The organism is Paenibacillus sp. J31R34, from assembly GCF_059383715.1.
In genome coordinates, this window is the sequence record NZ_JBXENU010000021.1 from 17031 (window position 1) to 30208 (window position 13178).

The window sequence follows — 13178 nt, forward strand, 5'->3', positions numbered from 1 at the left end:
TTTGACTAAAGTATCTAATGTGCAATATCCTACGGATCAATTGATGCGCGATATGATGGAGAAGGTTAATGCGCTTGGCAACGAACCGAGAGTCATTGTCGAGCTTGATAAAATGACCTATGTGCCAGGGATGCGTAGGAAATATGATGCTGTGCAATATGTCGTCGAGAGTGCTGTGTCCGAGCTTATATCTATTGATTCGGCGAAGCAATTGACCAGCTATGTTGACGGCCAGCCGATAGATATTCCGACCGAGCTGAGAAATGCGAACATGTCGATGCCCATTTTGCAAAGCTCGACAATGAGAGGTCGTACAACGGATAATAATACGATTCAAGGGATGGTTATTACTTCGAGACATAGATCAGCTAATGTAACAAGGCCGAAACATAAGGGGCTTGATCTTGACTTAGCAATGAATGATCCTGTGTACGCAATATGGGCCGGTAAAGTAACCTTTTCAAAGTATAATGGGAACTACGGAAATGTGGTTTACGTTGACCATGGTAATGGCTGGCAAACAAGATATGCTCATTTAAACAAGCTTGTCGCAAGTGTAGGGCAAAGAGTAGGGGCAGGCGAACTGATTGGACTAGGAGGAAACACAGGAACCTCTAGGTCAAATGGTGGAGATGGTACGCATCTTCATTTTGAAGTCAGGCTTAACAACAATGATTTGAACCCGGAGCCTTTTTTACGTGGTACGCAAACCATCCAGATTCCCTCAAAGGCAGAGTCTGTTCCGGTGGGAGACTTTTCAGCAACGGATACTCCTCTGCTGCAGGAGGCCGCAGCGACCATTCAGGAATACAACATGGAAGCGACGGCTTACATTGCAAAATGCTACAAATGTTCCGGAATTACGAAGAGCGGCACGGATGTGCGGGTATGGAAGGATTGGAAAATTATCGCCGTCGATCCTTCCGTTATTCCTCTAAAAAGTATGGTGGAACTCATTGTAGATGGTGTGAGCTGGGGCGAATATTTAGCAGATGATACGGGTGGAGCTATTAAAGGCAACCGTATAGATATATTAATGGAGACCGAGCAGCAAGCGTTGAATTTTGGTCGGAAACAGGTTGTCGTCCGGGTCAAAGGCTATGGAGATGGCAAGCCGAGAACTGCTAATCAGGAATTGAGCAAGGAAATGGTCACCTATCAGGTCAATAAAACAACGTCAAAGCAAACGTATTATAAAGATTTTACAGCCAAACGGACAGATCTCGACGTGAAAAAATACACGGAATTAACTGGTGCAGAACAGTTTATGGCACAGGATGACGGTACGCAGTTCAATGTGCTTGGTTTTAAAGGGACAAGCCGGGCTGGCTCGGTCAAAACGATTGTTTTTGAGCATGATTGGGTAAAAGCAGGGAATTTGGCTTGGGCATACATGGCCGATTTGGAGCTGGAGGATATCGTTAACGTAAAGGTCGATGATTATTTGATCACTCAAATAAAAGGAATCAGCGCCAAAAATGGCATTGCCTATCCGGCATCCATTGCCATTCCTAAAGGCCATCATAAAGTTGAGATTTCTTTTGCCAATCCATCGAAAGCTTCTGTTGGAAAGTTCGGTCTGCTTTGGATCAGGGCCAAGGAGTTTGACGTGGAGACCATTGAGCGCAAGCAAATGTGGGATTTCGAAGACGGCATGAATAGCGCCAACAACTGGACACCTTATGGAACGGTCAAGCAGATCGATAAAGGCGATCATCAAGCGATCTCCACAGCGGGAGGAGAAGCGGGCATTGAACGATTGGGCAAGGTGAAGAAATTTCCGTTTACGATGAACTTTAATGTCAAAGTCGAGCCGGGAACAACGGGACGTTTATATGTGGGCAACGGTACGAAAGCGTTTCTTATCCGCATAAATGACAGCAGCGTGTCAGCTCAAGGCGGAGGAAGCTACAATGTAGATAATAAAAGCGATTTTGTCGAATATACCGTTGTATGCCATGATGAAACGGATGTCGACGTATACGTAAAGATCGACGATGTGTGGAAAAATACAGGTGTTCGAGGCACGGCGATGAGCTACACAGCCAATCGAATATTATTCGCTGTAGGTGCAGGCACGATGTACCTGGATCAGGTGAATTATTCAGCTAATGACTATGCTATTGAACAGTTTGCTACTCATATTGCTGATGCCTATAAAGAGAAGTGGTATGAAGTAGGCGAATTTGTGTTTGAAGAAATGTTCACTGTGGATGCTGACGTTATGCAATGGGAAGTTAATTCGCATATGGATATGTCTTCGCGAACAGCCAAGGTGACGCTCAATAATGCTTCCGGCATCTATTCGCCGACCTGGGAAAGGAAGCCGGAGTTTCCTGATTCCTACCGATTAATTGAGTCTCCTATGACGTATTATGAAGAGGGCGAAATTAGACATGTCGTCAGTGAAGGAACGCCCATTCGTATTTACGCCGGCTATGGAGATGAGGTCGTTCGTGTATTTACGGGCATGATTAAAGGGGAAATTCAAGAGAATTCGGAAAATAAGACGATTTCATTCAGCTGCGTAGACCGGTTTGATATGCTGGAGGAATTCGTATTCTATAAGCCCATGCAGTATCCCCCGGAGGAGGCTTATGCTGCGGAAAGTGGAGCTTTTTCATGGATTAAATCAAGCATTGTGGAGGATATCGTCGTTGCCTCGGGCATGACTGACTGGAAAACACATCCTGAGGATTTGCGTCACGCGGATTATGAGATTGAGGATACGGTGTATATTGATGTGAATAAAGGCAAACACACATTCATGAAGTTTAATCAGGAAACAGGGGAGCTGGAGGCTGTCTCCCAAGAATCCATTATGACAGTTGGCGGCTGGCAAAATCCTTTTGTCGCATCCGTATCTTTCCCCATCGGGACAAGGGCAACAGATGCTCTCCAATCCCTTATTCAAGATATTCCTTACCGTGTGTACTGTGACCGTTACGGCACTTTTAAGATGGAACGAATGGATTTTCTCGATTCTCCCGATTGGATGGTCGTTTCAGGAATGAAGTGGGAGTTTATTGATGGAAACAATTTGCTAGGTGTCACTTCCTCAACCGATTATTCTCGCGTTCGCAACCATTTAATGATATCTGGTTCTACAGGAATGGTGGAGCATTTCTTTGATAAGTCGCTGCTTGTAGCTACTAAAGGAAATATTCGTACGGCAGGCTCGCAGCTCGAGTGGATTGAAGAAGTCGATGGGGCTACCATGCGGGGATTAAAAGAAGAGGTAGCGAATAAAATTTTCTTTGATCTTAAGCGCCAGGCTCGTACGAAAAATGTAGTAGTAAAAGGGAATCCATTAATCGAGATTCTGGATGCCGTATATGTATATGATGCAAAAACGTTTACCGCCAATTATTATTTGGTCAAAGGCAACCGTTTGGTGGGCAACAACCAGGGTATTATTAATAATTTGGAACTGACCTGGCAGACGCTCTCAAATGTCGGTTCATAGCACAAGGCAAAGGGAACAGTTACGTCACAGACGTTAATTGTTTCCTTTTTTTCTTATAATGCAAGCGAGAGTGAGGTGTTATTTTGAATAATTTTATTAATGCGAATGAGATATTTCCGATTCTCGACCTGATTCGTAGAGAAATAAAAAAATCTGGTTTATACAAGGGCGGGGACGACCTAAGTATCGTCGATCGTGCTGCTGAAGAACCAAATGTTTTAAGTGTAGATGTGCTTAGGGAGATGGCTGGATATCCCGCTTTAGTGACCTCAGTCGTTTACACCTATGATAATGGGACGGTTGAGATTTTGACGTTGGAACGAAATGAGCAGTTAATTGTGATAGCCTTCCAAATCGAAATTGCAACGGCTGCTGTTTTAAACGAGGAATTAGAGTCGGAAACGAATATCGCAACTTTTAGTACGGTTAGAGGCACTATTACTAGAGAGAACGGTATATTCAAGAATCTGAAGCTTGATTATATAAAGGCGGTGTAATAGATGTCCAGCGGTGCTAACTTTGCTAGTTATGTCGTTGGGGGACGGCTCGATCCTCCTTTTATGCCGACTAAAACCAACCCTTATATTGAGGGAGTTATGGTGGAGGCGCAGTCAGCAGGGAAAGTGGAAAGCAAGCTGCTGCTTACAGATGATTGTGAATTGCTTTCAGTAGCAGTTGGGGTATCCCACTACGAAGCAAAGGATTATTGGAATCTCTATGTTGGAGAGAAGCTAGTATGTAGAAATATTTATACAAAGGACATTCCGGAAGGCATGTATTTAACGGCAATTATCCCTTGTCCAAGCGGGACTCAGCTGCATTTTGAATTTTTTAATGAGGGCGGAAAGCCTAAGTATGTATGGGTGAATTATCAGACTCTCAAATAGAAAGAAGGTGAACATATGGCCGATACAGCCTACCAGCCGACACCTTGGCTGGATACGATGCTTAATGAAGAGCATTTGCTAGAAGGACTAGTAGGCATTTGTGAAAATAATGGCTGGACGAAAATCAGAGAGTTCACGAAGGTCGCTTATTCCAATAAGCTTACCAAGCCTACAATTAGGCGACTGTATTTGCCTTTGGCGAACCCAGTAGTCGATTTGCCAGAGCTTTTAAATAACGACTATTTCATTTATTTGGACGGCAGAATTATGCCTTACACTTACTACACTAAAAGCGAAAATGCGAACGGTACGACACGAATTACTTTTGAGCCTGGGGTTTCTGGTCAATGCGCAATTTACTACAGCTCTGTACAAGCTGATGATACGTTTGATTTTTATGTGGCTAAGCATTACATCTTGATGAACGCCTCAGGCAATATTTTTGGTATGGCTAAGCTGGCAAAGGTAACTGTACAGGTTGGTAATACGGAGTGCCGCGTTCCCTTTGCTATTTATGAGCCTTTGGCGGATTACGGAACACAGCTGACACCGCAGAGTACAGCAATATTTTCGTGGGCGATTCAGAAGGCGGAGGAAGATAAGCTTTATGAAAATCATACGCTTTACTTTTACCAGCTGGATAAATTCATCGGCACGGGAAAAATGCTTGTCGGATGGGATGATCCGGCGGAGCTAAAGCGTCTTGCCTTGGATGCTGAAGTACAGACCTCAATGTGGGGCCTGACTAGCCAGACCCAAGCTTTACAGTTTAAAATTACGCACAAATTTCCACAGCTATACCAGTCGCCGATTGCTGCCGCCCGTACACGTATTCCACAGCTGGAGCATACGGAGAAATTTGCTTTTGCCGATGTGTTATATACAAATTGGTGGGAAGATAGCAAGGTTTTCTTAAAGGGTTTTATCGATGGCAAATCACTCATGTTTATTATTCATGCGGACACAGCTCCAATATGGGATAGCAACGCAGTGCCTGCAATTCCATTGTATATGGGTGATTTTGATATGGGTGACTCAGTGGATGAAGTTGTAAATAGGGAAATCAAGTTCGATTTCTCGGGTGCAACATCGCGGAGCTCTACCATTATTTCGAATAAACCTATGGTGAGTCGCCGCTCTAAAGTCAAAGTATGGCTTATGGGCGATGCGGACGGAGGAAGACAGGATGAGTTTGTACGTCTTACGATAGCGGGGCAAACAATAGGTCACTTTACGACCACAGCAACAGTAGAGCCGACCAATAATCGTGAAGATGCTGAGTACATGGGTGAATTTGATATTACGAATATTGATGGGAAAAGCGCCGTTACGATTGAAGCGTATAGCGATGTGGGTGTAAGTGCCTATTTCCCTGTTGCAGCTCGGATGTGGCTGGAATTTACGATTCAAACGGAAACATCTGACGACATGGCTCCTGCTGCTTTATTTGCTGGAACGGCTTATTACAAGGAAGGGGCTGCTCTGGAAGCGTCATTAAAAAGGTCGGCTGAGCTCGATTATGACGATGTGCAGCTTAAGCAAGAAATTCTCCAGCCCATTATGAAGGACTACTCCAGTTATCCAAGCAACGGCATTGATTCGGTTATGGTCAAACGAACAAAATATGGCGCAAGATATCAGGCTCATTATCTATCATGGAATATTCCATCGAATGCGATGCCGCCGTCTCGCGAGGATAAGGATGGGAAGAAGCATCCTCGTGCCTGGAACAACTATGAGAATGATGTTTATAAATATCAGTTTAATCCATCAAGGTACAGTGATAAAGCCCATTCATCAAGGGCGTTATTAATCCATCCTGAGGATGGCACATATGGTACGCTGCGCAACGTTATTCTCGTCTCTCCCTTATCTATAATGAATGGTGACGAGCTAAAAGCTGTCAAAAATCACTGTGATGCGGAAAACAAATACGAGGTATACGCTTATTATTTGGTCGAAGGTATTTCACCATTAACGAAAAGGCCAGCTACCGGATTTAGACCGGCAGGACTTGGCATTTTAAAAGGTGGCTATACGTTGCCCGAAATTCCGCCGCCTCCACCGCCGCCGCCAGCATTCACTGCCACCATTAATCCGGGTATATCTGTCATTGATGAAGGAGATTCGATTAAGTTTTCCTCGTTATATAGCAGGCACTCACCCATTGCTTACTACCAGTGGGCGGTATCCAGTGATGTGCATAAAGGAGATTATACCGTTAATGATGCGGAATACACCTTCCGTCATGCCGGACAGTATACGGTAACCTTTAAGATTTGGAATGAACGGGAGCAGCATGCTGCTGTCACGGCAACGGTTCTGGTCAAGGCGAAGCCGGTTCCACCACCGCCACCGCCACCGCCTCCTTCTGGTACCATGCAGTGTGGTCATTTAAATGATAGTGGTGGAGGGGTTTTAACAGAGAAATATCATGAAATGGGAGCAAGAGCGGGCAATGTGAGAATTGATTATTCGATGGAGGTTGTGCCTGATCGGATAGACGTTTATTACCGGGATCAGCTAATAGCTTCTTCTAATGATTATGTATCTGGCAGTGGCTCCTTGCATTTCGCTTACAATCCTTTGGCTGGAATTACGCAGATCAAGGTAGTCATGAAATCACAATCAGAGGGGACCTCTTGGAGTTATACCGTTCACTGCCCTGTTTAGAAGGAGAATCGTCGATTGAATAAGTAAAGAATAAGCAAAGGAGTGTTAAATATATGGCATTTATCGATACAACGCCTGCTTCCTTCACCCATAAGGTAACGGAAGAGAATTTGCAGTGGAGACTGGGTGAATTGCTCGCCACAGCAGGCTGGAAAGTCGCTGCTAATTTTAAAAAGATTATCTATGATGCAATCTGGACAAGACCATCTGGACCATCCAATGAAAGATTGATGGTACGAAATACAGTTGCAGAGCACTATATTTATGAAAATGCAGAAGGCAAAATGTTTGGCGTAGCTATTGTGGGAAGTTGGGAACTGTCTGTAGGAACCATGAGGGAACTTAAAATGGATCCAAAGGTTGCGATTAAGGATAAGTTTCATGAATGGGCAAGTAATGAATTTAGAAATTATCGAGCACCGCATACTCTTTATATGTACATGTTAGAGAAATTATCTGGACTAGGTCCGAATACACCCGATATTGTCCTTCCTTGGGACAGCAGTGATGCAAGCGAGCAACTACGAGCATCATTAGATATAGAGGTAGAGGAAGCTATGTGGAAAACAGAAACCCTTTCTACTGGCGTTTACACGATTACAAGGGCTTTCCTGGATCGCATGCAATCTCCTATTATGACGGCAGGTCTGCGGACTAACTTATTGGATAGCTACTACTCCTCTTCCTTGAGTGCACCCGCCCAGTATACGAATTGGTGGCATGATTCGGAAATTGCCATTAAAGGACATATGAATTCTACGAATTTATTTTTAATTCTTCAGTCCGACAATGTACCGGCACCAGAAGGAAATCTGGTTCCATCCATTCCGCTTTATTTTGGAAAAATCGATCCGATTGAAGAAGGTGACGATGCTTATGCGATGTTTGTAGGTTCCGTTCCGAGAGAGAATACAATCGATAAAATTGCGAAATATGATTTCGATAATACGACAAGAATGCCGAGCATTCTTCCATTGTTGAAAAGCTATCCGAAATATCCGGCCAATGGGCTGGATAATGTCATGATGAGCCGTTCCAAGCTGGGTGCCCGCTATCAAGCGTATTACTTGTCATGGAACGCACCGCCAAACGCGATTCCACCACAACGCACATCAGATGGCAAGGACTATCCAAGAGCCTGGAATAATGCAGAAAATCCATTGTACAAATACTCATTTAATCCTTCACGTTATAGCCAGAAGGTGCATACTTCCAAAGTGTATCTGATTCATCCTGAGGAAGGTGTCCGTGGTTCACTGAAAGATACCATTGCTTTGTCGGCATTGTCATTTAATGCGAATAAGCTTCGTGTGCGCAAGGCGCTTTGCCCGAATGAGTATGATGTTTTCCGCTACTTCATGGTAGAAGGAATTTCACCTTTCACGAAAAAGCCCGGCACACAATATCGTCCGGCAGGTATAGGTTTGTATGTCAACTCAGTAGATGAAGAAGGAAATGAGATTACGTAATAAAGGCTCAGGCTGCCTGACCAGGCAGCCTGCCTATTTAAACGAGAGGTGGTCACATTATGTGGTTCGATAAAGACTCTAACATTCAACAGCTGCCATTAGATATGGAAAAACTGTTTAACAACAATGGCTGGAATACGTTCATTAAGTACCGTTCTGTCTACAAAAATACGAAATTTGCCGATGTCCGTTTGTTCCGTTCGCGAGGCAGCGACGGGCAAGTCAGAAATTTCGGTATGGTTTACGGCTATGGCACTAAAAATACTGCAACGCTTGGTGAAGCAGATTTTATTTCTCAAAACTCTATTCTAGGGCAATTAGTACGTATTCCGGACACTGACAGGGGTTTTCAATTTAAAGTGTATCCTATCGTTAAGGATACGGTCATTATCTATAGAAACGGTGTTGAGGTACCTAAAACAGACTATACGCTCGATGATTTTAAAGGACAAGTCCTTATGGGGGAGGCGCCGGTAGAGGGAGATAAGTATACAGTATCTTACGAACCTGCGCAGATTGCTCCTAGGCCGCCTAAACGCATGTATTTCTTTACTTTTGATGATGTGCGCGGAGAAAAAATTGTACAAGCTATGAGTGATGCTGTATACATTGGAGATCCGGAATCTATTCTTCCAGACGGCGATGGCTCGCGCAAATCGTTTCCTATTCCTACAACGGCGACACTTAAAGCGGGTACGGTGACTTTCTATAAGAATAAAATTGAGGTATCGCCTGATTTATATACGGTCAATTATGCTAGCAATACGATTACAATGACAGGTGCTGCTCCAGAATCTGGCGCAGAGATGAACGTTTCTTACATTAAGGTATTGAACGGAAACGGTACAGATACGCTCGATTACGGCGATATTCCAGTAAAGAGCTTCGATCCAGATAAAGGGGATCAGCTGCTTAATGCAGCATATACCGCCATTTATTATCTTTACCCATCTCTGCCAACAGCGATGTCCTTTACACCGCTGGATGATTTTTCACGCGGCTGGCAGCGGGACTCGACCATTTATTATTGGGGCAATATCACCAAAGACCGCATTGTTATGTTTCTCCGCCCGGACCCTACACCAGGGCCGGAAAATACGTATTATGCACCGCTCTATATCGGCCGCTTGACGACTTTGGGCAAAGCGCCGCGGAAGAACCATGTTATTATCTCTGGCTGCCGCGCAGCCGATGAAGTGAAATGGAAAGCGAATATGAAGCTTGGCGCATTATTCGTAGATTATGGCAACAATACCTCAAATGGCAATAGCTCTGTACAATTGCAGCAGTCGATTGGCGGCACCTATTACCAGCATCATTATCTTGCTTTTATTTCACATGACAAGCAGGTGGATGAGGGTGAAGCGAGATTTAATCCATCCGTATACAGCGGAAAATATCATATTTCTCCGATGTATATCGTGCATCCAAATGATGGCTTTGTTGGTAAATTGGATGAATGCTACGCTGTGCATCCGAAAAATATTTCCCAGCTTGATGAGCTGGAGGTCGTAGAAACGGCTGAAAATGAAGATTTAGGCAAAGGCGACGGCACGAAGAAGGTATTTCATCTGTCACATCGTCCTTCATTAAAGGATGACGGCACGCCTTTCAACATTAAAATTAAAGTGGATTGTGTCGAAATGGAATATGGTACGGATTATACGATTGAAATGGAGACGAAGGCCATTACTTTTGCAGCAGACTACATTCCAGGAGATGGCGAAGAGGTTATTGCAACCTATGACTATAAACAGCTATATCGTTACACGCTAGCTGATACTCCTGTAAGTCCGCTTACACTGGCCAATATGTCGCCATTTGCTCCAATCGGTCTTGGTATTTTGAAAGAAACGTTAATCAAGAATCAGGGGTAATAGCTTAATTTAATAAGCAAGGGAGGTAGGCGGTGAAATGCTGAACGGTAAAAAATCTTACCTGCTCAGTTTCACCGCCCTTTTTTCAAAAAAGGGCTATGAACTGACGTTCGGTTTGGACTACTTGGTTGATGTGAATAACCAATACCATCTGACTGCTCCAGTGAGCAGCACGTATCAGGCATTAATTGAAGACAAGATGAAGGAAGCGGGGAAAACACCGAATGTGGCAACCGGGGCGTTCGGGAAAAGCTATAAAGCCAGCTATGTGTCTGAACCGGAAGGGAAAGAGATGGAAACCGTTCTGGCCAACATAGTCAACTACCTAAACCGGGTTCATGAGTATTTAAGCGCCGATTACAGTGTCATAAGATCACCATTGGCACAAATGAATGAAACGGAAGTTTCTAATCATGCGGACATTTTTGAAGCAGCCTTGAGTGAAGGGAATGAAGCCGCTTTTCAAACGATCCCTGAAGTGGGTGATGTGGCGCGTAATATGGCCGCTGCCCATACGGATACAGACTCATTAGTCGAACAGTTCAAATTAGGAGAGCAGCAATCACCATTGGCTGAAAATCAATCTGACATTCAAGCGCGTTATGTGTTCGATGTTGTGAATGCTAGTAGGGCAACTAGGCTCTCTGATGTTGATCAGGTTATTCCCGAATCGGTGCAGCCTATGCAGGTCGCTTCCTTTTATGAAAATGAGCGGCAACATATAGTAAATCAGCCAACTGGATTTAGTCCGGTCATTAATCAATCTAAGGATTTTGAGATCGAAACGGAAGCTTTTCATGCGGCTCAAAAAAATAATCCCTTTTTACACGGAACAATCGGACAATCCTTCTCCTATTCAATTAGGCAAAACGAAGAGGTAGATGGGGAGATTGAAGCTTTCTCCAACACTTCAAATGTTACAGACGGCACACATGAGGCTTATACAGCTCATCATTATAACGCGAGTTATGCAAGCAAGGATGAGGTTATGCGAGTCGATCTGGAGAGCGCCTATACAGAAAATAAGGAAGAGGGGATTATGGAGCAGCTCGCAGAGGCAGTTGACGGCAGCCGCAGGGAAGCGGGCGTTGCATGGTCTACTTATAGCCGTGTCGAGAATGTGCATGCAGATGCCCAAATCAATTTACTCGAAGCTTCTTCCACCCATTCTGGAGTTAAAGGAGAAATAGCTGCGGACACCCTCTCAGAAAATATAAAGCACATTTTATCCAGCGATCCTCAAGTGAGCAAAGTGGCGAGACTTATGGAAATTATGTATGGTTCAGCTGTGTTTGAGATGATTGAATCGGGAATGGAACAAATAGCCATTCGTGCTTCATCTGAAAAGCTTTCAGAGGCGGATGCTCAGGCTGCTGCAGATGCGATCATCGACTCACTGGAACAGATGGTTACTGATGCACGGGCAGATGGATTCATGCATGTTACGGAGACTGCTGCGGGAAGCAGCAATCTGCTTTCTTTTACAAGCGAAACCGAACTTGCGGAGGCCAGCGGCAATAAAGCGGGTATTGCGGAAATTCCGGAACATGCTTATACTCGCTCACCCTATAGCGGCCTAATGGATGAAACAACTCTAATCAATCAGTCGGGTTGGGGCCAGGAAGCATTGCTGCATCGTATTGGACAAGCCATGACTGATGCTAACAGCAAGCTTGCGGAAAGACCTGATTTTGAATATGCCGATAAAGCAGGGCAGGCAGAAGGCGTACAGGATATAACTCAGACAGCCGCCAATGGGCTTGGACTTGAGGAAACGAATCTGCAGCTGTCAGAAACGGCCCAGTATGTGGATAGGATGAAGGATTATGTGATGCAGGAGACGGAGCAAGCGCAGTACAAAGATTATCTCACTTATCAGAGTGAAAATGACCGCACGGAAGCGAGCTATGTCACGGAGTTTGAAGGAACGGCTCAGCCTATGGAAACATCCAAGTTTAAAGATAAGGATACACAATTGTTAATCTCAGATCCGACGCTGGCCGAGTCCGCCTCCGACTATAGCTCTATTCTTCATCGCCCGGACCAAGCCGAAATTGAAGTTTCCAATGAAGATGCTCTCTATGAAAATGTGGAATTGGCCGATTTGTTCGCGCCTGATTATTTTAATATTCTTCATCAGGATGAGAGGGCCGAAGCTATAAATAGCAATGAGGTCATCATGGAGTTGGATGGAGTAGGAAGAGGGGAAACCGTGCTTGATGCGGTCAGACATGAAGAAGGCTCCACTCATTTTGGAGATGTCATTATGCCGGCTGTTTTGGATGAAACGGCTGCTGGCCAAAGTGAAACCGTTCTTCAAGCCGTTACGCAGCTAGGCCACTCGGCAGAAAATATCTTATCCGTAAATGGCGGGAATGCCGATGACATGATTTCATCTGATAACGTATTGTCGATTGATGGCGGCGATGTGGCGGAGGCGAATGAAGCAATTCGCAAACGGCGACTCACAGAAATAGAGATTCAGGGGCATACGCACTCAAGCCGCAAGCATTCACCGCTGGAAGTGGATATTGAAAGCTCCGAGCATGCTGAACGGAAACGCATTATACATCAAACACAGCCAATTTCCCCATCAGCGGGAGAACGCCGGAAAAGTATTTTGGAGACGGAGATTGCTCAGCCAATAGGTGGGAAACGTCATAAAACGATTGAAGTTTCAATTGATGAAGCTGAACAAGGCCGGATGACTACGCATCCTGAACAGAAGAAACCAAGAATTTGGCTCATTATTGGAAAGATTGCATCGTGGAGCATTTGGAACTGGAAGAAAACAAGGTAGGTGATG

At 44.6% G+C, this 13178-nt stretch carries 7 protein-coding genes; all 7 read left to right on the forward strand.

Features of this window, described 5'->3' with window-relative positions:
• The first annotated feature begins 1 nt into the window (after position 1).
• The 7 genes from AC50YG_RS31025 to AC50YG_RS31055 all read left to right on the forward strand — a co-directional run bounded on the left by AC50YG_RS31025 (position 2) and on the right by AC50YG_RS31055 (position 13172).
• Entirely contained in the window at positions 2-3466 is a 3465-nt protein-coding gene (locus AC50YG_RS31025) for a peptidoglycan DD-metalloendopeptidase family protein (RefSeq protein WP_494832628.1), read from the forward strand.
• 83 nt (positions 3467-3549) lie between these two features.
• Positions 3550-3963, forward strand: coding sequence for a hypothetical protein (locus AC50YG_RS31030; protein WP_494832630.1), 414 nt, complete (start codon positions 3550-3552; stop codon positions 3961-3963).
• A gap of 3 nt (positions 3964-3966) precedes the next feature.
• Positions 3967-4353, forward strand: coding sequence for a DUF8551 domain-containing protein (locus tag AC50YG_RS31035; RefSeq protein WP_494832631.1), 387 nt, complete (start codon positions 3967-3969; stop codon positions 4351-4353).
• A gap of 15 nt (positions 4354-4368) precedes the next feature.
• Entirely contained in the window at positions 4369-7026 is a 2658-nt protein-coding gene (locus tag AC50YG_RS31040) for a PKD domain-containing protein (protein WP_494832633.1), read from the forward strand.
• A gap of 53 nt (positions 7027-7079) precedes the next feature.
• The gene (locus tag AC50YG_RS31045) at positions 7080-8495 is read left to right on the forward strand and encodes a hypothetical protein (RefSeq protein WP_494832635.1); all 1416 of its coding nucleotides are present in this window, start codon (positions 7080-7082) and stop codon (positions 8493-8495) included.
• 59 nt (positions 8496-8554) lie between these two features.
• Positions 8555-10372, forward strand: coding sequence for a hypothetical protein (locus AC50YG_RS31050; protein WP_494832637.1), 1818 nt, complete (start codon positions 8555-8557; stop codon positions 10370-10372).
• A 37-nt stretch (positions 10373-10409) separates the two neighbouring features.
• A complete protein-coding gene (locus AC50YG_RS31055; RefSeq protein WP_494832639.1) occupies positions 10410-13172 on the forward strand; it encodes a hypothetical protein in 2763 nt (920 codons plus the stop codon).
• Positions 13173-13178 lie beyond the last annotated feature (6 nt).